The 24,740-nt window shown below is 63.7% G+C and carries 22 protein-coding genes; 12 read left to right on the top strand and 10 right to left on the bottom strand.

Annotation, left to right across the window (positions count from 1 at the left end; genetic code table 11):
* Window positions 1-345 precede the first annotated feature (345 nt).
* The 5 genes from C9F12_RS02255 to C9F12_RS02235 all read left to right on the top strand — a co-directional run bounded on the left by C9F12_RS02255 (window position 346) and on the right by C9F12_RS02235 (window position 6,525).
* A complete protein-coding gene (locus C9F12_RS02255) occupies window positions 346-1,179 on the top strand; it encodes a pyruvate, water dikinase regulatory protein (RefSeq protein ID WP_045994921.1) in 834 nt (277 codons plus the stop codon).
* A gap of 278 nt (window positions 1,180-1,457) precedes the next feature.
* Window positions 1,458-2,738 (top strand): imelysin family protein, encoded by a 1,281-nt coding sequence (locus C9F12_RS02250; protein WP_108447822.1) that lies wholly within the window; start codon window positions 1,458-1,460, stop codon window positions 2,736-2,738.
* Window positions 2,739-2,865: 127 nt separating this feature from the next.
* Window positions 2,866-4,296, top strand: a complete 1,431-nt coding sequence (locus tag C9F12_RS02245; protein WP_108447821.1) for a di-heme oxidoredictase family protein — start codon at window positions 2,866-2,868, stop codon at window positions 4,294-4,296.
* Entirely contained in the window at window positions 4,293-5,411 is a 1,119-nt protein-coding gene (locus C9F12_RS02240; protein WP_108447820.1) for an imelysin family protein, read from the top strand. The genes C9F12_RS02245 and C9F12_RS02240 overlap by 4 nt, the downstream gene beginning before the upstream one ends.
* Window positions 5,412-5,415: 4 nt before the next feature.
* A complete protein-coding gene (locus C9F12_RS02235) occupies window positions 5,416-6,525 on the top strand; it encodes a DUF1513 domain-containing protein (RefSeq protein ID WP_240184140.1) in 1,110 nt (369 codons plus the stop codon).
* 130 nt (window positions 6,526-6,655) lie between these two features.
* Here C9F12_RS02235 and C9F12_RS02230 read toward each other — a convergent pair whose 3' ends face one another.
* From C9F12_RS02230 to C9F12_RS02210, 5 genes are all read right to left on the bottom strand, one after another.
* Window positions 6,656-7,960 (bottom strand): CaiB/BaiF CoA-transferase family protein, encoded by a 1,305-nt coding sequence (locus C9F12_RS02230; protein ID WP_260425371.1) that lies wholly within the window; start codon window positions 7,958-7,960, stop codon window positions 6,656-6,658.
* Entirely contained in the window at window positions 7,957-9,138 is a 1,182-nt protein-coding gene (locus C9F12_RS02225) for an acyl-CoA dehydrogenase (protein ID WP_108447817.1), read from the bottom strand. The genes C9F12_RS02230 and C9F12_RS02225 overlap by 4 nt, the downstream gene beginning before the upstream one ends.
* A gap of 137 nt (window positions 9,139-9,275) precedes the next feature.
* Entirely contained in the window at window positions 9,276-10,184 is a 909-nt protein-coding gene (gene mmsB / locus C9F12_RS02220; RefSeq protein WP_108447816.1) for a 3-hydroxyisobutyrate dehydrogenase, read from the bottom strand.
* Between the two features lie 59 nt (window positions 10,185-10,243).
* Window positions 10,244-11,371: an enoyl-CoA hydratase/isomerase family protein gene (locus tag C9F12_RS02215; protein ID WP_108447815.1), complete on the bottom strand. Its 1,128-nt coding sequence runs from the start codon at window positions 11,369-11,371 to the stop codon at window positions 10,244-10,246.
* Between the two features lie 49 nt (window positions 11,372-11,420).
* Window positions 11,421-12,587: an acyl-CoA dehydrogenase family protein gene (locus C9F12_RS02210; RefSeq protein WP_108447814.1), complete on the bottom strand. Its 1,167-nt coding sequence runs from the start codon at window positions 12,585-12,587 to the stop codon at window positions 11,421-11,423.
* A gap of 305 nt (window positions 12,588-12,892) precedes the next feature.
* On the opposite strand from C9F12_RS02210, the gene C9F12_RS02205 reads away from it, so the two are divergent.
* Window positions 12,893-13,348 (top strand): MerR family DNA-binding transcriptional regulator, encoded by a 456-nt coding sequence (locus tag C9F12_RS02205; protein WP_083970354.1) that lies wholly within the window; start codon window positions 12,893-12,895, stop codon window positions 13,346-13,348.
* Window positions 13,349-13,475: 127 nt separating this feature from the next.
* Entirely contained in the window at window positions 13,476-15,212 is a 1,737-nt protein-coding gene (locus C9F12_RS02200; RefSeq protein WP_108447813.1) for an AMP-binding protein, read from the top strand.
* Between the two features lie 277 nt (window positions 15,213-15,489).
* Here the strand turns inward: C9F12_RS02200 and C9F12_RS02195 are convergent, their stop codons facing one another.
* Both C9F12_RS02195 and nagZ read right to left on the bottom strand, forming a co-directional pair.
* Window positions 15,490-16,068 (bottom strand): hypoxanthine-guanine phosphoribosyltransferase, encoded by a 579-nt coding sequence (locus tag C9F12_RS02195; RefSeq protein ID WP_045992365.1) that lies wholly within the window; start codon window positions 16,066-16,068, stop codon window positions 15,490-15,492.
* 22 nt (window positions 16,069-16,090) lie between these two features.
* Window positions 16,091-17,104 carry a beta-N-acetylhexosaminidase gene (gene nagZ, locus C9F12_RS02190; protein ID WP_108133799.1) on the bottom strand — a complete coding sequence of 338 codons (1,014 nt, stop codon included), beginning with the start codon at window positions 17,102-17,104 and terminating at the stop codon, window positions 16,091-16,093.
* A 199-nt stretch (window positions 17,105-17,303) separates the two neighbouring features.
* On the opposite strand from nagZ, the gene C9F12_RS02185 reads away from it, so the two are divergent.
* From C9F12_RS02185 to C9F12_RS02170, 4 genes are all read left to right on the top strand, one after another.
* The gene (locus C9F12_RS02185) at window positions 17,304-18,161 is read left to right on the top strand and encodes an A24 family peptidase (protein WP_240184139.1); all 858 of its coding nucleotides are present in this window, start codon (window positions 17,304-17,306) and stop codon (window positions 18,159-18,161) included.
* A gap of 180 nt (window positions 18,162-18,341) precedes the next feature.
* Window positions 18,342-18,947 carry a dephospho-CoA kinase gene (gene coaE / locus C9F12_RS02180; protein WP_108447986.1) on the top strand — a complete coding sequence of 202 codons (606 nt, stop codon included), beginning with the start codon at window positions 18,342-18,344 and terminating at the stop codon, window positions 18,945-18,947.
* 49 nt (window positions 18,948-18,996) lie between these two features.
* Window positions 18,997-19,233, top strand: a complete 237-nt coding sequence (yacG, locus tag C9F12_RS02175) for a DNA gyrase inhibitor YacG (RefSeq protein ID WP_045992369.1) — start codon at window positions 18,997-18,999, stop codon at window positions 19,231-19,233.
* Between the two features lie 3 nt (window positions 19,234-19,236).
* Window positions 19,237-20,121: a DNA replication terminus site-binding protein gene (locus C9F12_RS02170; RefSeq protein WP_108447812.1), complete on the top strand. Its 885-nt coding sequence runs from the start codon at window positions 19,237-19,239 to the stop codon at window positions 20,119-20,121.
* Between the two features lie 291 nt (window positions 20,122-20,412).
* Here the strand turns inward: C9F12_RS02170 and C9F12_RS02165 are convergent, their stop codons facing one another.
* On the bottom strand, window positions 20,413-20,709 hold the full coding sequence (locus C9F12_RS02165; RefSeq protein WP_045992371.1) for a hypothetical protein: 297 nt from the start codon (window positions 20,707-20,709) through the stop codon (window positions 20,413-20,415).
* A 361-nt stretch (window positions 20,710-21,070) separates the two neighbouring features.
* Between C9F12_RS02165 and C9F12_RS02160 the strand changes: the two genes are divergently transcribed.
* Window positions 21,071-21,877, top strand: coding sequence for a helix-turn-helix transcriptional regulator (locus C9F12_RS02160; RefSeq protein ID WP_045992373.1), 807 nt, complete (start codon window positions 21,071-21,073; stop codon window positions 21,875-21,877).
* A gap of 430 nt (window positions 21,878-22,307) precedes the next feature.
* Here C9F12_RS02160 and C9F12_RS02155 read toward each other — a convergent pair whose 3' ends face one another.
* Entirely contained in the window at window positions 22,308-22,688 is a 381-nt protein-coding gene (locus tag C9F12_RS02155) for a histone-like nucleoid-structuring protein, MvaT/MvaU family (protein WP_108133796.1), read from the bottom strand.
* Window positions 22,689-23,029: 341 nt separating this feature from the next.
* A complete protein-coding gene (gene rpsA, locus C9F12_RS02150) occupies window positions 23,030-24,706 on the bottom strand; it encodes a 30S ribosomal protein S1 (protein ID WP_045994817.1) in 1,677 nt (558 codons plus the stop codon).
* Window positions 24,707-24,740 lie beyond the last annotated feature (34 nt).

Genomic DNA, 24,740 nt, shown 5'->3' with positions numbered 1-24,740 from the left:
GCCTCGCCATATTCGCCATTGGTCTAAGAGCGAAGTCACTGGAGGATTTTTACAACACCCGGGGGAAATCGACGATTCCTGTAGTCAGCGCCCTGACGCCACTATCGAGGTCTCCGCCAGGGCGCGCAAATCACGGCGTCGGATGCTGGCGTCAAAGTACCTGAAAGGTGCGCGAATGCTTGGCTCGGCCCCACCGCCAGGCCCCGTTTCAGAGGCTGATCGAAAGCCAGCCTATCTTGTAGTCGGGGACGCCTGTGCCGCCTTAGGTTTACTTTGGAACAGCGACAACTTGTCTCACCGCAGCGGTAAACGGACAATGCCATCACTGTCTTCAAGGGAATCGTCATGACCCGAACCGCCTTCTTCATTTCCGACGGCACCGGCATCACCGCCGAGAGCCTGGGCCGCAGCCTGCTGGCCCAGTTCGAGAACGTCGACATCCGCAAGCTGACCAAGCCCTACATCGACACCATCGAGAAGGCGCGCTCGCTGGTCAGCATCATCGAGGCCACCGCCGTGCGCGACGGCGTGCAGCCGATCATCATCGACACCATCGTCGACGAGAAGATCCGCGCGGTGATTCGCCAGGCACCGGGTTTCAAGGTCGACATCTTCTCGACCTTCCTCGAGCCGCTGGAGCGCGAGCTGGACACCCACTCCTCCTACAGCGTCGGGCGTACCCACGCCATCTCCAGCGACGATGTCTATATGGACCGCATCCACTCGGTACACTTCGCCCTCGACAACGACGACGGCGCCCGTACCCACCAGTACGACCAGGCGGATGTCATCCTGGTCGGGGTGTCACGCTGCGGCAAGACGCCGACCTCGCTGTACCTGGCGCTGCAGTTCGGGGTGCGCGCGGCCAACTATCCGCTGACCGAAGACGACCAGGACGACAGCGGCACCCTGAAGCTGCCGCCGGTACTGGCCAAGCAGCGCCACAAGCTGTTCGGCCTGACCATCGACCCGCGCAGGCTTGCCGCCATCCGCCACGAACGTCGCCCCAACAGCCGCTACAGCAGCATGGACCAGTGCATGCAGGAGGTCGCCCAGGCCGAATCCATGTTCCGCCAGCTGCATATCCCCTTTATCGATGCCACCCGCTTCTCGGTGGAGGAAATCTCCACCCGCATGATCGCCGAGACCGGCATCAACCGCCGCTTCTCACCGCGCTGACGCCCGCCTGCGTCCGCCGGTCCATGGCGGGAAGGTGCCTCCTTTCCGCCATCTCCCGGTCGAGTCGCTGCCCCTGCTCGGCTGCACCGCAGCGCAGGGTCCATGGGCTTGGGCATAGGGCTGAGTCACCAGGCTCCGGACCGTTCCAGCGCACCCAGCGACTTGCAATGATAGTCAATCTCGTTACTATTTCTTTCCGTAGTGGACTCCCCGGCGCAGCCATCCCTTACCTGTCGTCGCCGCGCAAGAATAACCGCCCTGAGAAAAGGTAACGCCCCATGATCTCCCGTCTCGTCCGCCGTCCCCTGGCGCTTGCCATTGCCGCCAGTGCCCTTGTCGTGTCTAGCCACGTCGCCGCCGAAGACGTTACCGCCGAGGCGGTGGTGAGCCACTACACCGATCTCGCCCACACCACCTACAGCGACGCGCTGAAGACGGCCAAGGCGCTGGACGAGGCCATCGACAGCCTGCTGGCCGCGCCGACCCCCGAGACCCTGGCAGCGGCCAAGAAGGCCTGGCGAGAGGCGCGGGTACCCTACCAGCAGAGTGAAGTCTTCCGCTTCGGCAACGCCATCGTCGACGACTGGGAAGGCCAGCTCAACGCCTGGCCGCTGGACGAAGGCATGATCGACTACGTCGCTCAGGACGGCTACCAGCACGAGCTGGGCAACGCCGGCGCTACCGCCAACATCATTGCCTCCGAGCGCATCAACGTCGGCGGCGAAGCGATCGACGTCAGTACCCTGAGCCCGGAGCTGCTGGCCGAGCTCAACGAGATCGGCGGCTCCGAGGCCAACGTGGCCACCGGCTACCACGCCATCGAGTTTCTGCTGTGGGGCCAGGATCAGCACGGCTACGAGGCCGGCGCCGGCGAACGCCCCGCCAGCGACTTCGCCCAGGGCGAAGACTGCAGCAACGGCCACTGCGACCGCCGCCGGGCCTATCTGAAGGCAGCCAGTCAGCTGTTGATCAACGACCTGGAATGGATGGTCGCCCAGTGGGCGCCGGTAGACGGCGACAACTACCGCAGCGAACTGACCTCGCAACCGGCTGAAGAAGGCCTGCGCCGCATCCTCTTCGGCATGGGCTCTCTGTCACTGGGGGAGCTCGCCGGTGAGCGCATGAAGGTCGCGCTGGAGGCCAACTCCTACGAGGACGAGCACGACTGCTTCAGCGACAACACTCATAACTCGCACTACTACAACGGTCAGGGCATCCAGAACGTCTACACCGGCAGCTACCAGCGCATCGACGGTACCACCCTGGAAGGTCCGGGCGTGGAAGCCCTGCTGGCCCAGCGCGACAGCGAGCTGGCCCAGACCCTGGAGCAGCAGATCGAGGCCTCCATGGACGCGCTCGGCACCCTCAAGGAGACCGCCGAGCGCAGCGACTCGCCGATGACCTTCGACATGATGATCGCACCGAGCAATGATCAAGGCGCCGCCATCGTCAACGATGCCATCCTGGCGCTGGTCACCCAGACCGGCTCCATCGAGCAGGCCGCAGGCGAACTGGGTGTCACCTCGCTGCAGCCCGACGACGCCGGTCATACTTTCTGACCCCGTCACTGGACCCCGCTTGATCCAGATCAGGTGATAACGCCTTGGCGGATGATGCAATGAGAGTCATTCGCCCCAAGAAGCCGCACGGCCCGCGTGCGGCTCACCTGTTTCAAGGAAACGCCTGATGCGTCAATTTCCGTCGCTCCCCCCTGCTCTGTCAGCGTTGCTGGCGGCCCTCGTCATCGGCGCGCCGGTCAGCGCAAACGACGAGCCAGCCGACGAGCCGCCCATCCAGAACGACCCACGCTCGGGTGGCGAAGGCTCGGTCAGCCAGTTCGACCACAATGCCTACTCGCTGCCCCTTGGCAACATGAGCATGACCAAGCGCCTGGACTTCAGCGTCGGCAACAGCTTTTTCCGCAACCCCTGGGTGGTGGCACCGGCCAGCACCGATGCCCGTGACGGCCTCGGACCGCTGATCAACACCAACAGTTGCCAGGGCTGCCATATCAAGGACGGCCGCGGTCACCCTCCGGCCCCTGGCGAGGCGCCGGTGTCCCTGTTCCTGCGCCTGTCGCTGCCCGCCGAAAGCGACGAAGATCATGACATCGTACGGCGCACCGGCGCCGTTCCGGTGCCCCACTACGGGCGCCAGCTTCAGACCGCGGCGATTCCCGGCGCCACGCCGGAAGCCGACATGGTACGCACCCTCGAGGATCGCGAGATCAGCTTCGACGACGGGCACAGCGTGGTGCTCGCGGCACCCGTCTATTCCATCGAGAACCCCGCCTACGGCGAGCTGCCCGAGAATCTGCTGACGTCCCCGCGGGTCGCCCCGCCGATGATCGGCCTGGGCCTGCTCGAGGTGGTCGACGAGGCGCAGATCCTGGCCTGGGCGGATGAGCAGGACGCCGACGGCGATGGCATCTCGGGCCGACCCAACCGGGTGTGGGACGTGCGCCAGCAAGCCACCGTGCTGGGGCGTTTCGGCTGGAAGGCCGGTGAGCCCACGGTAGAGCAGCAGAGCCTGCACGCCTTTGCCGGCGACATGGGCCTGACCTCGCGCCTGGCCGCGAGCACAGACTGCATGCCGGGCCAGGGCTGCGAGGACTTCCCCGATGGCGGCGATCCCGAAGTCAGTGACGAGGTCGCCGACTTCATCACCTTCTACGCCTCGAGCCTGGCCGTACCCGAGCGACGCGACATGGATTCGCCAGACGTCCAGGCCGGCGCCCATCACTTCAACACCCTGGGTTGCGCCAGCTGTCATCGCCCGTCGCTGACCACGCCGGAAGACACCGAGCGCGCCGAATTGGCCGGACAGACCCTGTGGGCCTACACCGACATGCTGCTGCACGACATGGGCGAAGGCCTCGCCGACGGTCGCCCCGAGTACCAGTCCGACGGCAATGAGTGGCGCACCCCGCCGCTGTGGGGTCTCGGCCTGGCCCAGAGCGTCAACCCCCAGGCTGGCTTCCTGCACGACGGACGGGCTCGCACCCTGGAAGAGGCGATCCTGTGGCACGCCGGTGAAGCCGAATCTTCACGAGATGCGTACAAGGCGCTGGAGGCCCATGAGCGCCAACAACTACTGGACTTCCTGAACTCCCTATGACGACTTCTCCACGACACTCGGGTAGCGCCCTGGCAGCCGCCCTGCTGCTGGCGACCGCCGGCTTGACGCTGGGCGGGCCCGGGACGGCCCTGGCCCAGGGGTCCTCTGACGCCAGCGCTGACACCGCGCACGATGCAGGGAACGAAAGTCCCCCGCGCAGCGTCTGGCATCACGATATCGGGCTTGGCTATCGGCAACTGGCGAGCCGGACTCAGGCACTGGCCGAACGCCTGAAGGCCAGCTGCGGCGAGGCCGGGATCGACCGCCCGGCGCTGCGCAGTGAGTGGCTTGCGGCCTACCAGGCCTGGCAAGCGGTGCGCTTTGTCGACTTCGGGCCGATCGAGGTGGACAGCCGCGCCTGGCAGCTGCAGTTCTGGCCCGACGCCAAGAATCTTGTGGGCACCCGCGTCGGTGCCAGGCTACGCCAGGACACCCCCGTCAGCGCCGACGACATCGCCGAGGCCGGTGTTGCCGAGCAGGGCTTCCCGGCGCTGGAAGTGCTGCTCTACGACGACGTCATGGCCAGCCGCTCGCTGGGCGACCCCCTGCCCTGCGCCCTGGCTGGGGCCATCGGCAGCCACCTGGTCGCCGTCAGCGACGCCGTGGTTGCCGACTGGCAGGCCTTTGCGCCGCACTACCTGGCCACCGTCAGCTACAACGAGGCGACCCTGCACGGTGCGATGCAGTCTCTCGAGATTCTGGAGGACAAACGCCTCGGCGAGCCGCTCGGCTTGATGGGCGCCGCGCCCAACGCCTATCGCGCAGAAGCCTGGCGCAGTGGTCAGTCAGTGGCCCTGGCGGCCGCCAGCCTGGCGGGCCTGCAGCAGTACTTCCAGCCGGGCCTTGCGACCTGGCTGGATCAGGCCAGCCATGCCGAGCTGGGCGACGCCTTTGCTCGCCAGCTGGAGGACACGCTCGATCAGGCCGAGGCGATCGATACCGGTATCGTCGACGCGCTGGACGAACATTCAGATGGCGATGCCAGCTCCCCGGCAGCACAACAAGAACTGGCGACCCTCTACCTGGAGGTGGCCCAGCTGCGGGCGCTGCTCGATGATCAGATCGCCCCCGCCCTGGGGGTGGTCAAGGGCTTCAATTCCAGCGACGGAGACTGACCCGGTGGCGTCACTTCCTTCTCTGTCCCGGCGGCGCCTGCTCAAGGCGTCGCTGCTGGGACTCGCCGCCACCGGCCTGCCGGCCAGTCTGTGGGCACTGGACGATGATGGCCGCCGGCAGTGGTACTTCAGCGCGGTGGACGACAGCGACGGTGGACACCACCTGGCAGGGCTGCGCCGCAACGGCGCTGGTCACTTTCTGCTGCCGAGCCCGGAGCGCTGCCACGGCGGCTGCCTCAGACCGGGCCGCGACGAGGTGGTACTGTTCGCTCGACGGCCAGGCCAACGCTTCCATGTGCTCGACGCCAGGCGCCAGGCATCGACACTCGAGATCAGCGCAGGACAGGGCCGGCACTTCTACGGCCACGGCGTGTTCGACCCGAGTGGACGCTGGCTCTACGTCACCGCCAATCGCATCGACGACGCCATGGGGCTGGTTCAGGTGCACGACGCCGAGCAAGGCTACCGGCATGTGGGCGACCACCTTCTCGACGGCATCGGTCCCCACGAGGTCGGCCTGATGCCCGATGGCGAGACCCTGGTGGTGGCGCTGGGCGGTATCCGCACCCATCCCGACAGCGGGCGGGCCAAGCTCAACCTCTCGGACATGGACCCCGCCCTGCTGCTGCTCGATCGCCATAGCGGCGAGATCCTCGAACGCCATCGGCCATCCCACCACCAGCTGAGCTGTCGCCATCTGGACATCGCCCCCGACGGCACCGTCGTCGCCGGCTACCAGTTCCAGGGCCCCGAGTGGGAGACCGACCACCCGCTGATCGCCAGGCGCGCGCCGGACGGCAGCTTCAGCGAGCAGGTGCTGCCTTCGCCCCTGCAAGGGAGTCTGGCCCAGTACACCGCCAGCGTGGCGACCAGCCAGGTGCGCCCGAGTGCGGCGATTTCCGCTCCACGGGGCAACAAGGTGCTGGTGCTGGGCAGGAACAGCGGCGAGCTGCTGGCACAGTTCGATATCGAGGACGCGGCAGGTGTTCGCTGCGACGGCGCCGGAGGCTATCTGGTCACCACCGGCGGTGGCGAGGTCCACCGTATCGACGATGGCGGCCGCCATCACCAACTGGCCGCCTTGCCGCTACGCTGGGACAACCATCTGACCTGATCACCACCCGCGGGTTATCGGCCATCGGGCCGTCGACCAGGGCATCGACCCTGGCATCGACGACCGCGCCAACAACACGGCCAGGCCCCTTCGGGCCTGGCCGTTGTGCACTCGGGTGTTGCTGGGGGGCTTAGCGAATGATGCCTTCCCGTCGCAACCGCTCGATGTCCGCTGAAGACAACCCCATCTCGGTCAGCACCCTGTCGCTGTGCTCACCAAGGCGTGGTGGCGCGGACTCGGCGGTGGCACTGGCCCCATCGAAGCGCAGCGGGTTGGCGACCTGGGGTACGCCGTCGATCTCTCGGGCCATGCCACGGTGACGCACCTGAGGATCGGCGAACACTTCCGGCAAGGTATGGATGGGCCCCGCCGGTATTCCCCGGGCCTCGCATTCGGCGAGCCAGTGATCGCGCTCGCCGCCGCTCAGAATGCCCTGGATCAAGGCCACCAGATCCTGGCGATGGGCGACCCGTCCTTCGTTGGTGGCGTAGTCGCCTTCGGCCCATTCGGGGTGCCCGAGCAACTCAGCCAGGCGAGCGAACTGGGCGTCATTGCCCACGGTCAGCACCAGATGACCATCGCGGCAGGCAAACGCCTGGTAGGGCACGATATTCGGATGAGCATTGCCGAAGCGCTGCGGTGCTACACCGCTGACCAGGGTGTTGAGCGCCTGGTTGGCCAGGGTCGCCACCTGAACGTCGAGCAGCGCCAGGTCTACGTGGCTGCCCTCACCGGTCTCGCGCCGGCGATGCAATGCCGCCAGCACCCCGACGGTGGCGTAAAGCCCGGTCATCACGTCGGTGATCGCCACTCCGGTCTTCATCGGCATGCCGTCGGCGTCGCCGGTCAGACTCATCAAGCCGCCCATGGCCTGAATCATGAAGTCGTAGCCGGCCCGGTGGGCGTAGGGGCCGGTCTGGCCAAAGCCGGTGATGGAGCACACCACCAGCGCCGGATTGATCTCTCGCAGCGAGGCAGCGTCGAGGCCATAGCGAGCGAGCCCACCGACCTTGAAATTCTCGAGCACGATGTCGGCGCCCTTGGCCAACGCCTTGATCAGGCGCTGGCCATCCGCGCTTGCGATGTCCACCGCCAGCGACTGCTTGGCACGATTGGCACAGAGGTAATAGGCGGCCTGGCGTTCGACCGCATCACCGTCGATCGGCTCGCCCTGATGCCAGGGCGGCCCCCAGCCGCGGGTGTCATCGCCACGACCGGGGTGCTCGATCTTGATCACCCGAGCGCCGAGGTCGCCGAGTAGCTGGCCGCACCAGGGGCCGGCCAGCACCCGCGACATGTCCAGCACCGTAACCCCCTCGAGCGGCCTGGCGGCGCTGGCAGCTTGCGCGCTCTTGCCTGGACCGCTACCGCCTGCCGTATTGCCGGCGCCGGCCTCCGCTGAGCTGTCTGCCTGGTGCATGGCGGTGTCACTCACCCGGTGAAGGCCTGCAGGCCGGTCTGGGCACGCCCGAGGATCAGGGCATGCACATCATGGGTGCCTTCGTAGGTGTTGACCGCCTCGAGGTTCATGACGTGACGGATGACGTGGTACTCGTCGCTGATGCCGTTGCCGCCGTGCATGTCCCGGGAGACCCGGGCGATATCCAGCGCCTTGCCACAGTTGTTGCGCTTGATCAGCGAAATCGCCTCGGGCACCAGTTGGCCGTCGTCGATCATCCGCCCCACCCGCAGCGACGCCTGCAGGCCCAGGGCGATCTCGGTCTGCATGTCGGCGAGCTTCTTCTGGATCAGCTGATTGGCGGCCAGCGGGCGGCCGAACTGCTTGCGCTCCATGGTGTAGTCACGTGCGGCGTGCCAGCAGGCCTCGGCGGCGCCCATGGCACCCCAGCTGATGCCGTAGCGGGCGCGGTTGAGACAGGAGAAAGGCCCCTTCAGGCCCTGCACGCCAGGCAGACGCTGGTCGTCGGAGACCTCGACGTCCTGGATCGCGATCTGGCCGGTGATGGAGGCGCGCAGGCTGAATTTGCCCTCGATCTTGGGCGCGCTGAGACCAGGCATGCCCTTCTCGAGCACGAAGCCGCGCACCACCCCCTCCTCGTCCCGCGCCCAGACCACGAAGACGTCGGCGATCGGCGAGTTGGTGATCCAGGTCTTGGTGCCGTTCAGGCGCCAGCCGGAGTCGGTGCGATAGGCCCGGGTCGACATGCTGCCGGGATCGGAGCCATGGTCCGGCTCGGTCAGACCGAAGCAGCCCACCCACTCACCGCTGGCAAGCTTCGGCAGGTAGCGATCGCGCTGGGCGTCGCTGCCGAAGGCGTGGATCGGGTACATGACCAGGCTCGACTGCACGCTCATGGCGCTGCGATAGCCGGAATCGACCCGCTCGACCTCGCGGGCAATCAGGCCGTAGCTGACGTAGTTCATGCCGGCACAGCCGTAGCCATCGATGGTGGCGCCGAGCAGTCCAAGCTCCCCCATCTCGTTCATGATCTCGCGATCGAAGCGCTCGTGACGGTTGGCCTCGAGCACCCGGGGAAGCAGCTTTTCCTGGCAGTAGTCGTGGGCGGTCTGCTGGACCATACGCTCTTCCTCGTCGAGTTGATCGAGGAGGCGGAAGGGATCTTCCCAGGTAACGGGGGTGATGCTGGTCATGGCGGGGGCTCCAGAATTTCTACATTTTTACCAAATGTAGACCTAATGGTCGATCTTGCCAACCCCCACCTTGGTCGAGCGATGACGAATCACGGGCCTCGACGTCGAACGACGAGGCCCGAACATCGTCAGCCCGGCTATTGGCCGGACGACTCGCCGGCCCGGTACAGCGACTGGATGCTGGAAAAATCCAGACCGCCGTTGCCCTGGGCGCTGTGCAGCGCGAACAGGTTGCGCGCCTGGGAACCCATCGGCACGCTGGCGCGGGACTCAAGCGCCAGCTCCCAGGCAAGCCCCAGGTCCTTGACCATCAGGTCGGTCAAGAAGCCGCCCTGATAGTCACGTGAGGCGGCGGAACCCTCCATCACCCCGGGCCAGGGGTTGTAGACGTTCAATGCCCAGTTGCCGCCGCTGCTCTGCTTCATGATCTCCGATAGCACGGCCGGATCCATGCCGTTCTTGACCCCCAGAGACAGCGCCTCGGCGGTACCGCTCATCAGGATGCCAAGCAGCATGTTGTTGCAGATCTTGGCCACCTGGCCGCTGCCACTGGGACCTGCATGGAACAGGTTCTTGCCCATGGCCTCGAGTACCGGACGGGCCTGCTCGTAGGCGTCGGCGTCGCCACCGACGATAAAGGTCAGGGTGCCGGCCTTGGCGCCCCCGATACCGCCAGACACCGGCGCATCGAGGTAGGCCAGACCACGCTTGGCGGCCTCGCCCGCCACCAGCCGGGCATCGTCCGGCGAAATGGTGGAGGCATCGAGCAGCAAGGGCCGCGACGAGAGCTGGTCAAGCAGTCCCTCGGCACCGTCACGGCCGAGGTACAGCGCCTTGACGTGCGCCCCCGCCGGCAGCATCGAGACCACCACCTCGGCGCCTTCGGCGGCCTCCAGGGCGGAACTCGCCCGACTCGCGCCCTGCTCTTCAAGCGTCGCCATGGCCGATTCGACCAGGTCGAAGACCCGCACCTGGTGGCCCGCGCCGACCAGATTGGCGGCCATCGGCGCGCCCATGTTGCCAAGGCCGATAAAGGCGATTTGCATAAGATGTCTCCTGGCTATCTAACGAATTGTGATTGTTGTGCTGGCGCGTTTCGCGGCGATCAAAGGTCGTCCAGTGGTCCGGGACCGTTGCCCCAGGGGGCACCGAACATCGCCGCCAGATCGGCGCTGCCTACGCTTGCCACGTCTCGATGCCGCCACTGCGGTGACTTGTCCTTATCGATCAACAGCGCGCGCACTCCCTCGGCGAAGTCGCCCAGCACGTTGCACTGGATCGACACCACCAGCTCGTCGCGAAAGGCGTCGGCCAGCGAGGAGTGGCGATGTCGCTCGAGCATCCGCCAGGCCAGGTGCGCGGTCAGTGGACAGCCCTTCTCGAGTCGTGCGCGATTGGCCGAAAGCCAGTCATTGTCGCGATCATCGCCCAGGATGGCAGCCACGGCGTCCTCCACGCGGCCCTTGAGGGTCAGCGAGGTGATGTGATCCAGATGGGGCCAGACCTGCGCCTCGGGGGCCTTCTCCGGCGCCTCGAATTCACCGAGTACATCGCACACCAGCGCCTCGGCGTCATCCACGTGGCCAGGGGCGAAGTGGCAGTCGCAGAGTCGCGCAAGCAGCTCGTCGCGCCGCTCGCGCGGGACGAAACGATCCGCCATGCCCAGGTCGAGGGCGTCCCTGGCGTTGATGCTGGCACCGGTCAGGCCCAGGTAGAGCCCGACCCCCGGCGGCATCTTGTTGAGAAACCAGCTGGCCCCGATATCCGGATACAGACCGATGGTGATCTCCGGCATGGCGATCCGAGTGGTCTCGGTCACCAGACGATGCCGACCACCGGCGGTCAGGCCGAGCCCACCGCCCATGACGATGCCGTCCGCCCACACCAGCAACGGCTTGGGATAGGTATGTAGCCGATAGTCGAGGCGATACTCGGCGGAAAAGTAGTGGCTGGCATAGCTGCCGACATCGCGCCCGGACTCCTGCTCGCGCTTGAGCTCTCGCACCAGCGCCACCACATCGCCACCGGCACAGAAGGCCTTGTCCCCCTCACCGTCAAGCCATACCGCGTGAACATCGGGGTCCTGGGCCCACTCCTCGAGTTTTTCGTCGAGCAGCTCGATCATCTCGAGCGACAAGGCGTTCAAGGCCTTGGGCGCGTTCAGGGTGGCGATACCGATGCAACCGCCGCCAGCCGCCGGGCGGCGTTCGAATCTGACCAGGTCGTGACTCATTGTTTGGCTCCTTGCACTCTTTTCCATGCGCTGTCTGTTCACTCCGACGTCACTGCAGCGATTCGACCACGCCGTCGGCGAGCAGGCGACGACCGACGATCAGGCGCATGATCTCGTTGGTCCCCTCGAGAATCTGGTGCACCCGGGTATCGCGGACCAGGCGCTCAAGCGGGTACTCACGAATGTAACCGTAGCCCCCGTGGAGTTGCAGTGCCTCGTTGCAGACCTTGAAGCCGATGTCCGTGGCAAAGCGCTTGGCCATGGCGCAGTGGGCGGTCGCCTCGGGATCGCCCTGGTCCAGCCGCCAGGCGGCCTGGCGCACCATCAGACGGGCCGCCATCAATTCCGTGGCCATGTCGGCGAGACGGAACTGCAGCGCCTGAAAGGACGACAGCTCGCGACCGAATTGCTTGCGCTCGCCGAGGTAGTCGCGCGCCAGGGTCAGCGCATGCTGGGCCGCCCCCAGCGAACAGCTGGCAATATTGAGACGGCCACCGTCCAGCCCCTTCATGGCAAACCGGAAACCCTCGCCCTCTTCACCCAGACGATGGTCGGCGGCCACCCGCACACCATCGAAGCTGACCAGTCGAGTCGGCTGGCTCTTCCAGCCCATCTTGTCCTCGTTCTTGCCATAGCTGACGCCCTCGGCGTCCGCCGGTACCACAAAGGCCGAGACGCCACGGGCGCCGCTATCCGGCTCACCGGTGCGCGCCATCACCACCAGCACCTCGGTGGAACCGGCACCGGAGATGAACATCTTGGCCCCATCGATGACATAATCATCACCGTCTCGCACGGCCTTGGTACGCAGATTGGCGGCATCCGAACCGGCACCGGGTTCGGTAAGGCAATAGGAACCGAGCCACTCACCACTGACCATGGCCTCGGCGTAGCGATCACGGACGCCGTCGGTGGCCCAGTTGGCAATCATCCAGGTGACCATGTTGTGGATGGTCAGGTAGGCGGTGGTGGCGATACAGCCCTGCGACAGCTGCTCGAAGATCAGCGACGCATCCAGGCGCGAGAGTCCCAGTCCGCCGTGTTCTTCCGGGGTATAGATCCCCAGAAAGCCCGCTTCGCCGGCACGCCGGATGACGTCCAGCGGAAAGTGCGACGTGGCGTCCCACTCGGCGGCGTGATCCTTGAGTTCGACTCGGGCAAAGTCGGCGGCGGCGTCGACCAGGGCCTTCTGATCGTCGGTAAGGGAAAAGTCCATGGTGGCATCCTCATGTTCAAGACGTCGATGGCGAGCCAGACAGCGAGTCGGACAGCGAACCGTTCGGCTGGCCATTCAGCCGGCCGGGCGGCTTCCCCGCCATGCAATGGGACCCAACCTAGCACTTGCTCGGTTTTCGACCTATCAACCCATAGTCGTACACGTCGCTGCGGCCCTGAATACCGGGGCGCCTTGCCCAGGCGAGGGTCAATTTCGCCACATCCACTTTACGTTAACGTAAACTTTGACTAGTGTCTTTTCCAAGGACCCCGCCGCGTCGGGTCCTCCCAACAGGACAGAGCATCATGAGCAAAACCGCCAGCGCCAACCGCGCCTCAGGCTCCTCCAGCGAAGCTCGCCAGCCCACCGCGATCTCCCGCACCTACAGTATCGGAGAGCTGGCCAAGATGTTCGAGGTGACGCCTCGGACTATCCGCTTCTATGAGCAGGAGGGGCTGTTGGCGCCCCGACGCCAGGGTCAGAAGCGCATCTATCGCGAGAAGGATCGGGTGCGCCTGAAACTGACGCTCAGAGGCAAGCGGCTCGGGTTCTCGCTGGCCGAGATACGCGAGGTGGTGATGATGTACGACGCCATGCCGGACGGAAACGCCCGCCAGCTCAAGCGTCTACTCGAGATCATCGCCGAGAAGCGTGCCGAGCTCGACCGTCAGCTCGAGGATATCCGCCTGATGCGCCTCGAGATGGACGATGTCGACCGGCGAGCCCGGGACGCCCTGGGTCAGCTCGGCGAGAAGGGCTAGCTCCCGTCCTCCACGACTGGCTGCTGGTCCCTCGCCTGCTGCGACACCCTGACTGCCAATGCTCTGCCCCGAACAATGACAACACCCTGCCCCACGGCAATCACCAGACGACAAGACGAGAGCCACGATGACACGCCAGTCTGCTTCCTCTCCCGATCTCGCTCCCTCGACCGCGCCCTCACCCTCGAGCGTGAGCTACGTCAGCGGCATCAGTGACCTGCCCCTGAAGGGCCAGACCATCGGTGACTGCTTCGACGAAACGGTATCCCGCTTCCCCGACCAGGACGCCTTGATCAGCCGCCACCAGGGGCTACGCTATCGTTGGCGCGAGCTCCAGGACGAGGTGAACCAGGCGGCCCGCGCGCTGCTGGCCATGGGCGTCAAGAAAGGCGACCGGGTGGGCATCTGGTCACCCAACTGCGCTGAATGGACGATCACCCAGTTCGCCACCGCCAAGATCGGCGCCATCCTGGTCAACATCAATCCGAGTTACCGCACCCATGAGCTCGACTACGCGCTCAAGCAGTCGGGCACCTCGACGCTGATCCTCCAGGGCAGCTTCAAGACATCGGACTACGTGGCCACCCTGGCGGAGCTTGCCCCGGAGCTCAACGACGTCCAGGGGGCTGGCCCGCTCAAACTGGCCGGACTGCCCGAGCTCAAGCGTGTCATCTGCCTCGACTCGGCCAGGACCCTGCCAGGCATGCTGGCCTGGGAGCGCATCTTCGAGCGCAGCGACGAAGTCAGCGCCGAGGAACTGGCCGAGGTGCAGTCAGGTCTGCAGTTCGACGAGCCGATCAACATCCAGTACACCTCCGGCACCACCGGTGCGCCCAAGGGCGCCACCCTGTCCCACCACAACATCCTCAACAACGGCATGTTCGTGGCCAGGGCGATGAACCTGACCGATCAGGACCGCATGGTGATTCCGGTACCGCTTTACCATTGCTTCGGCATGGTGATGGGTAACCTGGGCTGTGTGACCCACGGCGCCACCATGATCTACCCCGCCGACGGCTTCGACCCCGAGACCACCCTGGCAGCGGTGGCGGAAGAAAAGGCCACCACGCTGTACGGTGTCCCCACCATGTTCATCGCAGAGCTCGAGCATCCGGACTTCGAAAGCTACGATCTGTCGTCGCTGCGTACCGGGATCATGGCAGGCTCCATCTGCCCGATCGAGGTGATGCGCCGGGTCATCGACCAGATGAACATGCAGGACGTGACCATCTGCTACGGCATGACCGAAACCAGCCCGGTCAGCTTCCAGACCACCACCGATGCCCCGCTGGACAAGCGCGTCACCACGGTGGGCACCATCCACCCGCATCTGGAGGTCAAGCTGGTTCATCCGGAAAGCGGCGCGGTGGTCCCGAAGGGCGAGACCGGCGAGCTGTGCACCCGTGGCTACAGCGTGATGCTCGGCTACTGGAACAACGAGGAAGCCACCGCCAAGGCCATCGACAACGCCGGCTGGATGCATACCGGCGATCTGGCGACCATGGACGATGAAGGCTATGTGGCCATCGTCGGGCGTATCAAGGACATGATCATTCGCGGTGGCGAGAACATCTACCCCCGCGAGATCGAGGACTTCCTCTACACCCATCCCGCCATCTCCGACGTTCAGGTCATCGGTGTACCCGACCAGAAGTACGGTGAGGAGGTCATGGCCTGGGTCAAGCTCAGCGAGGGCGAACAGCTCGACGAGGAAGGACTCAAGGCCTTCTGCAAGGGCAAGATCGCGCACTACAAGGTGCCGCGCTACGTCAAGTTCGTCGACGAGTTCCCGATGACCGTCACCGGCAAGGTGCAGAAGTTCAAGATGCGTGAGGAAGCCACCCACGAACTAGGACTGGCCTGAGTCCTGAATAGCAGGACCTGAAAGCCAAGGACCTGAAAGCCAAGAACTTGAAAGCCAAGCTCCTGGCTTACCTGGCACCCCAAAACAGAAGCGCCCCGGAGGGTATCCCCGAGGCGCTTCTTGTATTGCTGACGCCGGACACTGGCGGTCGGTCTGGCCCTTACCTTTTTACATCCCCTTGGGAGCAAAGATCCCCGGGGCGTTGCGCCAATAGCCCTTGCTGACCTTATATCAGCAGACCGAAACCAAAGTCGTAGCGGTCGGTCTTGCCCTTACCCTACATCCCCTTCGGCGCGAAGATGCCGGGGGCGTTGCGCCAGTAACCTTTAATGTCCATCCCGAAACCAAAGACATAGCGGTCGGCGACCTCCAGGCTGCAGTAATCGGCCTTGAGGCCAGGCACTGCCTTGCGGTCGTGATTCTTGTCCACCAGTACCGCGGTGGAGATGCTCTTGGCGCCGGCCTCGCGGCAATAGTCGAGGATGGCCGCCAGGGTGGCACCTTCATCGAGGATATCGTCGACGATCACCACATGACGTCCGGCCATGGGAATCTCCGGCGAGACACGCCAGAACAGCTCGCCCCCTCGGGTCTTGCCGCGATAGCGAGTGGCGTGCAGGTAGTCCACCTCCAGCGGGAAGCCCAGACGCGGCAGCAGGTGACCGGTAGTGATCAAGCCACCGTTCATTACGCAATAGAACACCGGCAGTTCATCGCCGAGATCCCGGGTAATCTCCTCAGCCATGCGATCGAGCGCACGCTCGACTTCATCATGGCTGATCAGGCAATCCGCGGTGTCCATCACCTCACGCATATCGTCACGTGAAGCGCTATGGGCAGGGTCCAGTTTCGGCATAACAGTCAACTCGTTTCAAACATCAATCGGAAGTCATCGCCTCGAGGCGAGCGTGTACCCGGCGCCAGCGAGACAGGGCCGGCAAGGCGTCCAGGTCAGGACGAGCGCGGCCATAGCGCAAGCGTGAAGCCCGGCGAACGGTACGCTCGGCGCAGGCATCGAGCACCGCCTTGGCAGCGGCTCGGTCATTGCACACCAGCACCATGTCACAACCGGCGTCGAGGGCCGCCTGGGCGCGCTCCACCGGCCCACCGGCGACCTGAGCGCCGGCCATGGTCAGGTCATCGGAAAAGATCAGGCCCTTGAAACCCAGGCTCTCACGCAGCATGCCAAGCCAGGGGCGCGAGAATCCTGCAGGCCTTGGGTCAAAGGCGGGATACACCACATGAGCCGGCATCATGCCATCGAGCTTGGGTGCCAGAGACTGAAACGGCACCAGGTCGTGCTGTCGGAGTTCATCGAGGCTACGTTCGTCACGCGCGACTTCATGGTGGGTATCGGCCTTCACCCCGCCATGCCCCGGAAAGTGCTTGCCGACCGCCGCCATCCCCGCGTCGTGCAGCCCCTCGACAAAGGCACCCGCCAGCAGCGCCACGGTCTCGGGATCACCGGCAAAGCTGCGATCACCGATCACCGATGACAGCCCGACGTCGACATCCAGCACCGGCGCGAAGCTCAGATCGAGGCCACAGGCGGCCATTTCCATACCCAGTAGCCAGCCGGCGTCCTGGCACAGCCGTACGGCCGTCTCGGGTGAGTCCAGGTACTCCTGCCCCAGGCGGGACATCGGCGGCAGCCGGGTGACTCCGTCTTTCAGGCGCTGGACACGCCCTCCTTCCTGGTCGATGCCCAGCAGAAGATCAGGACGCACCTCTCGAATCGACCGGCACAGTTCGCGCACCTGGTGCGCATCTCGAGTGTTGCGTCCAAACAGGATGACACCACCGGTGGCGGGATGCTCGAGCAGCGATCGCTCCTCTGCCGATAGCTCATGGCCATCGAGATCCAGCATCACGGGTCCGAACGTCTGGGTCATGTCGCTTACCTGATCGGAAAAAGGGAACAATTTTAGACTAATGGCTGAGCAGGTGACACCCCAAGGGCGACGCAGGAAGCCCGGCAAGGGACGTCCAGGCCCCTGACATCACCCGCTGCCTTGTCGTATCACCAGACAATTGCTTCTTGCCAACGGTAGAATAGCCTCCTTTGACCGCCCCCGAACCACGGAGCTCCTTTTGCTTTTTTCGGATGTCACTTTCGCTTCTCTTGCTCTTGTTGCTCTGCTGGGGTTATGCCTCGGTAGCTTTCTCAATGTCGTCATCACCCGCCTTCCGGTCATGTTGATGCAACAGTGGCGCACCGAGGCCCGCGCGGCTCTCGAATTGTCAGACGATATCGAGGAGCCACTGTCACTGGCCCGCCCCCGCTCTCGCTGTCCGCGCTGTCTCACACCCATCGCCTGGCACGACAACCTGCCGTTGCTGGGATGGCTCAAGCGTCGCGGACGCTGCGCCAACTGCCAGGGACGCATCAGCATCCAGTATCCGCTGGTGGAACTGGCCAGCGCCCTGCTCGCGGTCTGCTTCTGCATCCTCCACGGACCCACCTGGCCTGCCCTGTGGCTTTACGGCGCCAGCCTGACGCTGCTGGCCCTGGCGGTGATCGATCTGCGCACCCAACTGCTTCCCGACGCCCTTACCCTTCCCCTGTTATGGTGTGGCCTGCTTTACCAGCTGCTGTTCAGCCCCGCCAGTCTGGATGATGCGGTGATCGGGGCCACCGCCGGCTACGCCGTGCTGTGGGCCATCGGCAAGGCCTTTCACGTCCTCACCGGACGCGACGGCATGGGGCTTGGTGACGTCAAGCTGATTGCCGCACTCGGCGCCTGGCTCGGCTGGCAACTGTTGCCACTGGTGATATTGATCGCCGCCTTGCTAGGTGCAATTTCGGGTCTGCTGATACAGTGGAGGTCCCGACACCTGAAGGGCCAGCCCTTGCCGTTCGGTCCTTCGCTGGTATTGGCCGGCGGTCTTGGCCTGCTCGCCGGCAATGAACTGCTCACCGGATATCAGGCGCTGTCGGGACTGACATGAAGACACGCTGCGCTCGGTGACACGGGGTGAATGGCGTCTCGAAATGGAAAGTTGCACCTCGTAAACTGCGTTCTCTCAGCGCTGCAACCTTTGATCGTCGCTTGCCGACGTTGCACTCAAGGCCCAGGCTACTGCACTACACAAGCACTACGCTGAACACACGAAGGGAGTATGGGTGGCATGATAATTGGACTGACTGGTGGCATCGCCTCAGGCAAATCGACGGTAGCCCGTCTGTTTGGCGATCTCGGCGCTCGCTGGGTCGATGCCGACGATATCGCGCGAGAGGTCGTCGCCCCGGGCGAGCCGGCCCTCAAGGCCATCGTCGACCGATATGGAGATGCCATACTGACCAGAGAAGGTCGCCTCGACCGTGCTGCCTTGCGCGCCCTCGTCTTTGCAGACGAAAAGGAACGCCGCTGGCTTGAAGCGACCACCCATCCACGCGTGCGCGAACGGCTGGTCACGAGACTGTCGCTGTTGCGGCAGCAAGACGCCCCCTATGTGCTGCTGGTTTCCCCGTTGCTGTTTGAATCCGGGCAGGTGGACATGGTCCAGCGCACCCTGGTGGTAGACGTACCAGAAGCGCTGCAGATCGAACGCACTACCCAGCGCGATGATGTCGATCTCGCCCAGGCCAAGGCTATCGTGGCCTCGCAGATGGGGCGTGACGAGCGGGTGTCACTGGCCGACGATGTCATCACCAATGACGGTGATCTAGCGGCGCTCTCCGAGGCCGTCAAGGCACTGGATGCCACCTATCGCAGGCTCGCCGCCAAGGCCTGAGCCTTTCACTTCCGCTATCGACGTTTACGTCTTGCATCAGGAGCCCCACATGTCACACAGCACTCGTCAGGGCACCTTGAAGGTTGCCTGCCCACAATGTCGCAAGGAAGTACTCTGGACGCCCGAGAACAGCTATCGCCCCTTCTGCAGCAAGCGCTGTCGTCTGATTGACCTGGGGGCCTGGGCCGATGGCAGTCATCGCATTGCCGGCGAACCCGCCATGGACGAAACCAGCATCGATGAATGGGTCGCCAGAGCCGAACGCGACCTGCACAACCAGGACTGAACGATGGACCGGCCAGGCAATGCCAGCGCCCCGTCACGGCCCGCCTACCAGCTATTGGCAGAGCTCGACGCAGGGTTCGATCGGATCATCGCGTGCGCCAGAGAGGTCGTCGACCGCTGGCAGGCATCACGCCTTCCTGCCTGGTCCTTCGATCGCGAGACAGCCGATGCGGACTGGCTGCGCCAGGCGTTACTGGATCTGTGGTATGTCGACGGCCAGGACGGCCGTGTCACCCGCAGCTATATCGGACTGGTGGCCGCGGACCCGGTCACCTGCGAGGCAGCTCTGGCGCTGAACCAGGCCAAGGCGGAGTTTTCTGAACGGCTGAGTGTCATTCGCCAGCAATCGCCCCAACTGATACCCGAGATCAAGGCCAGGCTGCCGATACGCCACCCGGAACTCAATGATCACCTGGGGGGCGCTGGCCTCGCCCGCCTCCATCTGAAACAGACCTGGCGCGCCCTGCCCATTGCCGAAGCGCCGGTGGAGCGGGTTCGTCTGGCCTGGTACGCCAGCGGACGCTCCATCACCCGCTTGAGCGTGGCCGAAGTCGAGCGCAAGCTGATGGCCTTCGACACCGAGTCACCGCACATTCGCATTCAACTCGAGCGCCTCGCCGGCATTCCTTCCAGCGAGCCCCTGGCCCAGGTGCAACGACAGGCACCGCTGATGCGAGCCAACCTCTTTTACCGGGACCCTCTGCCGGACGGTCGCCTCAGGCGTGCCATGAATGCGGCGCTACCCCTGCTTGTGCCCCAGGCGCAGCTCCCCCATCACAACCTTCCGCCGGCACAACCGCCAGCCGAACGCCAACGCGCCCGGAGAAGCGACGAACGCCTCGAGGACACCCCCTTCCTGCCAAGCTTGAGAGTCTTTCGCTACCGCTGAAGGGCCCGGTGCGGCGCACGCCAAAGCGTCCGCTCAACGAGGCTTGCCGCTGACCTGCCAAAGCACCTGCACCCCACCTTAGACGCCTGCGTTCCGGCAACCGCCGAAAGCAGCGCGCGCCTGTCGGCAAGCGCTGACATCAGCAATTGCTGACATCATTTTGCAGTATTTGCGCAAAGACGCCACGGCCTTTACCCACAGAGCCGTCGGAAAATCCCTGTCAAAATCGCACAGGTTGAAGTCCGGCAAGACCCATCTCGATGACCCCTGACAAAGGCAGAGGTCATGCGGTCAGGCGATGCGCCCCATCGATTGCAGCGTGGCAACCAATTCCCGCACCGATTCAGGGGTCTGGGCATATTCCTGGATCAAGCCCAGCAGCCGCCGCTCGAAGTCCTCTTCCTTTCGACGCTGCTCTTCTTCTTCCAGGCTGTCGATGGAGCGGACCGGAGGGCCGGTGGGGATCTCGGCGGCCTTGTTAGGGTTGTCCAGGCTGCGCAGCGCTTCCGCGAAGGCGTCATCCAATTCACGAAAGCGGCGAAGCTTCTCGCGTTCGTCCATAGGCTTTTGGGAACTCTGAGATTTCATTTGTTACCAGTCGTTAACGTCGATGGAGGTGCGACAGGTTCAGTATCCTGCGGCACCACCTTATCAAGAAAGGCTCGAAAATAACGCCTTTTTTACTTTCACAACAGCATGTTAGATATGCAATCCATCACTGACGTTTTGTGCACAAACGATCAAAACGGCACATTGCACTTGCCAGACAGGCGCGCTAGACTGCATAACTACGTAACAGGATGTATCCTAACGCTACAAACCTACACCATCATACCTCGGGACAGGCGGATGTTCCGACTACAACGACCAGCGATACGGACGCTCGGATTCGCTCTCCGAGGACCCAGGGAGGGTCGAGTCCGCGCCGATGGTTCAGGGAGGCAAGACCATGTTCAACGAGATGATGCGCGCCGAAATCTGGCTCCAGGAAACCCTGGACAGTCAGCTGAGTATCGAAGATCTTGCCACGCGTATGGGGTACTCCTCATCCCAGGTGCGTCGGCGCTTCCGCCAGTCGTTCGGCATTTCTCCAAGTGCCTACCGCGACATGCTGCGACTCGAGAAGGCCGCCAGGCTGCTGATCCATACGCCCCACGGCGTGCATGATATCGCCAAACGCTGCGGCTATCGCAATCACTCGGCGTTCACCCGCGCCTTCCAGCGCCGCTACCGTGTCGCTCCCCGGGAGTACCGTCAGAACCAGCGTCTGGAACTCTATCGCCAGCGCCACAATCTGCCCCACTTCTCGGTGAAGATGGCCGACCTGCCGCTGCGGCGTGCCGCGGTCACCCGCCTCTATCAGCCGCCCGAAATCATCGAAAACCTGGACAACTGGCAGCGTAATGCCGAAGGCGCCTACGATCTTCCGGCACGCCTCACCAACGCGGCACCGATCGCTATTCTTCACGATCACCCGCTGGCCAGCGAGGCGCCCCGTATCGACCTGGGTGTCCACGTCGACGAAGAACACGCACACCGCCTGGCGCTGCCACTGCCGTTCCGCCTGGTCATGCTGCCGGCCCAGCGACACGCCTGCATCACCCTCGAGGACAGCTCACACCTGACCAGCGCCATGCTGTTCATGGCCTGTCGCGGCCTGTCTGAACACGGCGTCTACCTGAGCGGCGAAGCGCCTCAGCTGGTCAAAGGCAAGTATGGGCTGGAACTGCGACTGCCGCTACTCGAAGAGGACTGATCGCTTAGCCTCTCCGAGCCCGCAAGCTTCCCTTCTGGTGGCCACTTCGGTGGCCACCTTTTGCGTTCCATCATACCAGAATTCAAGCGAAGTACCGGCAACGGCAACGACAAGGCCACAGCCCCGCCTCGCCTGGATCACACTGTTCCTGCATCACACTGTTGCAGTGGGAGGCCACGCTTCGCCCCCTCCCCGGAAATCAGAAACATCGCAAGGGGCAGTCGAAGCTACGGGCTTCGGGCTTCGCCTCCAACGAGACGTAGCCGATCAAGGAATACCGTGCAAAAAGAAACCGTCCCGAACAATACGACGACGTCACTGTCATGTCGATGGTTCAAGACGGCTTCTGGCACCGCAAGCCTGAAGATCGAAACAGTCTCGGACCGATGCAACGTCCCAGGCACTGCCTCATCTGCGGCTCAAACAATCATCAGTCTTCTACACGTACCAGCCAGGACTCGACGGTGTCATTACCGTGCTCTTCCTTCCAGGCCTTCAACGTCTTCTGATTGCCACCACGAGTTTCGACGACTTCGCCGGTATTCGGGTTCTTGTAGATCTTGAGCTTGCGCTTGCGACGACCGCCAGCGGCCGGGGCAGCGGCCTTTGCCGGGGAAGCAGCGGCCTTCGGATCCAGGATGGCGATGACGTCAGATGCGCTCTTGTCGAACTCCTTCATCAGCTCTTCGAGCTTTCCCTTGAACTCGAGCTCGGACTTGAGACGATCATCGTTCTGGAGCTGGCCAAGTCTTTCCTGCAGCTGCTGGAGCTGCTGCTCCATCTGCATATAGTCATTCAAAAGTGAAGACATTAAGGTACGCCTATAGTAGTTGCTTTCGGATGCAGGGGCATTATCACTCCTGCATGAGTATATGACAACCAGCCAAACGACGTTATTCAAACGTTATTGGCAAAAACAAATTCAATATCCTGTCTAACAAACGGTAGATGCTTACAACGAGGGCATCAACCCGAAAACACGTCCCCCCAAGCAGATGTGGTAAACAATCGCCCCACTCACCAATAATACTGAGGCAGCGCCGCCGCGAGAGGCAGCCCAGCCCTCTACAATTTCTTACATATAAAAAAAGAGCGCTCCCCGAAGGAAGCGCTCTTGACCATTACCAGTCCCGAACAGTGTCGGGGTCCGGCTTAGTCCTGACCCATCTGCTGCTTGATCAGGTCGCCGATGGTGGTCGGGCCACCGGTCTCGACTTCCTGGTCGCGCAGCTTGCTCATGTTGCGACGGGTGTCATCCTGGTCCTTGGCCTTGACGGACAGGGCGATCTGACGGTTCTTGCGATCGACACCGACGATACGGGCCTCGACGCTGTCGCCTTCGTTCAGCACGTTGCGCGCGTCTTCGACACGGTCAGCGCTGATCTCGGACGCCTTGAGCACGGCAACGACGTCAGTCGCCAGCTCGACGTGAGCTTCCTTGGCGTCAACCTCGACGACACGACCGGTGACGATGGTGCCCTTGTCGTTGACGGACAGGAACTCGGCAACCGGGTCGGTATCGAGCTGCTTGATACCCAGGGAGATGCGCTCACGCTCCGGATCGATGGACAGGATGACGGCTTCGGCCTCATCGCCCTTCTTGAAGGAACGCACGGCTTCTTCGCCAGTCTCGGTCCAGGAGATGTCGGACAGGTGAACCAGGCCGTCGATGCCGCCGTCCAGACCGATGAAGATACCGAAGTCGGTGATGGACTTGATGGTACCGGCAACGCGGTCGCCCTTGTTGAACTGGGCGTTGAAGGTTTCCCACGGGTTGGCGGTGCACTGCTTGATACCCAGGGAGATACGACGACGCTCTTCGTCGATATCCAGCACCATGACGTCAACATCGTCACCGACCTGAACCACCTTGGACGGATGGATGTTCTTGTTGGTCCAATCCATTTCGGAGACGTGAACCAGACCCTCGACACCCTCTTCCAGCTCGGCGAAGCAGCCATAGTCGGTGAGGTTGGTGACACGGGCGTGCACCTTGGTGCCTTCCGGGTAACGATCCTTGATGTTGACCCACGGATCTTCGCCCAGCTGCTTCAGACCCAGGGAGACGCGATTGCGCTCGCGGTCGAACTTCAGCACCTTGACGGTGATCTCGTCGCCGACGGCCACGATCTCGCTCGGATGCTTGATGCGCTTCCAGGCCATGTCGGTGATGTGGAGCAGGCCGTCAACGCCGCCCAGATCCACGAAGGCACCGTAGTCGGTCAGGTTCTTGACGATACCGATGATCTGCTGGCCTTCCTGCAGGGTGGCGAGCAGCGCTTCACGCTCGGCGCTGTTCTCAGCTTCGAGAACGGCACGACGGGAAACGACAACGTTGTTGCGCTTCGGATCGAGCTTGATGACCTTGAAGTCGAGCTCTTTGTTCTCCAGGTGCGTGGTATCGCGCACCGGACGAACGTCGACCAGAGAGCCGGGCAGGAAGGCACGGATGGAGTCGACGTCGACAGTGAAGCCGCCCTTGACCTTGCCGTTGATCACGCCCTTGACGATCTCTTCCTTCTCGAAGGCAGCTTCCAGCACCTTCCACGCTTCGGCACGCTTGGCCTTCTCGCGGGACAGGCGGGTTTCGCCGAAGCCGTCTTCCACAGCTTCGAGGGCCACGTGGACCTCGTCACCGACGGCAATGGTCAGTTCGCCGCTGTCGTCGCGGAATTGCGCGGCAGGGATCTGACCTTCGGACTTCAGGCCGGCATTGACGGTGACCCAGTCACCTTCGATGTCGACGACAGTAGCCGCGACGATCGCGCCCGGCTCCATGTTGATGTCCTGGAGAGACTGTTCAAACAGTTCAGCAAAGCTTTCGCTCATGATGTTCCTACGTGATCAACGTTGAGTGCGGCAG

It is taken from the genome of Halomonas sp. BN3-1 (genome assembly GCF_003056325.1).
Lineage (GTDB): Bacteria > Pseudomonadota > Gammaproteobacteria > Pseudomonadales > Halomonadaceae > Halomonas > Halomonas litopenaei.
This window is presented reverse-complemented; position numbering and strand designations above follow the sequence as displayed.

Bases quoted from the DNA above. Each gene is read 5' to 3' on its own strand.
- C9F12_RS02255 (WP_045994921.1), top strand. From the start codon at position 346: ATGACCCGAACCGCCTTCTTCATTTCCGACGGCACCGGCATCACCGCC.
- C9F12_RS02250 (WP_108447822.1), top strand. From the start codon at position 1,458: ATGATCTCCCGTCTCGTCCGCCGTCCCCTGGCGCTTGCCATTGCCGCC.
- C9F12_RS02245 (WP_108447821.1), top strand. From the start codon at position 2,866: ATGCGTCAATTTCCGTCGCTCCCCCCTGCTCTGTCAGCGTTGCTGGCG.
- C9F12_RS02240 (WP_108447820.1), top strand. From the start codon at position 4,293: ATGACGACTTCTCCACGACACTCGGGTAGCGCCCTGGCAGCCGCCCTG.
- C9F12_RS02225 (WP_108447817.1), bottom strand. From the start codon at position 9,138: ATGACCAGCATCACCCCCGTTACCTGGGAAGATCCCTTCCGCCTCCTC.
- mmsB (WP_108447816.1), bottom strand. From the start codon at position 10,184: ATGCAAATCGCCTTTATCGGCCTTGGCAACATGGGCGCGCCGATGGCC.
- C9F12_RS02215 (WP_108447815.1), bottom strand. From the start codon at position 11,371: ATGAGTCACGACCTGGTCAGATTCGAACGCCGCCCGGCGGCTGGCGGC.
- C9F12_RS02210 (WP_108447814.1), bottom strand. From the start codon at position 12,587: ATGGACTTTTCCCTTACCGACGATCAGAAGGCCCTGGTCGACGCCGCC.
- C9F12_RS02205 (WP_083970354.1), top strand. From the start codon at position 12,893: ATGAGCAAAACCGCCAGCGCCAACCGCGCCTCAGGCTCCTCCAGCGAA.
- C9F12_RS02200 (WP_108447813.1), top strand. From the start codon at position 13,476: ATGACACGCCAGTCTGCTTCCTCTCCCGATCTCGCTCCCTCGACCGCG.
- C9F12_RS02195 (WP_045992365.1), bottom strand. From the start codon at position 16,068: ATGCCGAAACTGGACCCTGCCCATAGCGCTTCACGTGACGATATGCGT.
- nagZ (WP_108133799.1), bottom strand. From the start codon at position 17,104: ATGACCCAGACGTTCGGACCCGTGATGCTGGATCTCGATGGCCATGAG.
- coaE (WP_108447986.1), top strand. From the start codon at position 18,342: ATGATAATTGGACTGACTGGTGGCATCGCCTCAGGCAAATCGACGGTA.
- yacG (WP_045992369.1), top strand. From the start codon at position 18,997: ATGTCACACAGCACTCGTCAGGGCACCTTGAAGGTTGCCTGCCCACAA.
- C9F12_RS02170 (WP_108447812.1), top strand. From the start codon at position 19,237: ATGGACCGGCCAGGCAATGCCAGCGCCCCGTCACGGCCCGCCTACCAG.
- C9F12_RS02165 (WP_045992371.1), bottom strand. From the start codon at position 20,709: ATGAAATCTCAGAGTTCCCAAAAGCCTATGGACGAACGCGAGAAGCTT.
- C9F12_RS02160 (WP_045992373.1), top strand. From the start codon at position 21,071: ATGTTCAACGAGATGATGCGCGCCGAAATCTGGCTCCAGGAAACCCTG.
- C9F12_RS02155 (WP_108133796.1), bottom strand. From the start codon at position 22,688: ATGTCTTCACTTTTGAATGACTATATGCAGATGGAGCAGCAGCTCCAG.
- rpsA (WP_045994817.1), bottom strand. From the start codon at position 24,706: ATGAGCGAAAGCTTTGCTGAACTGTTTGAACAGTCTCTCCAGGACATC.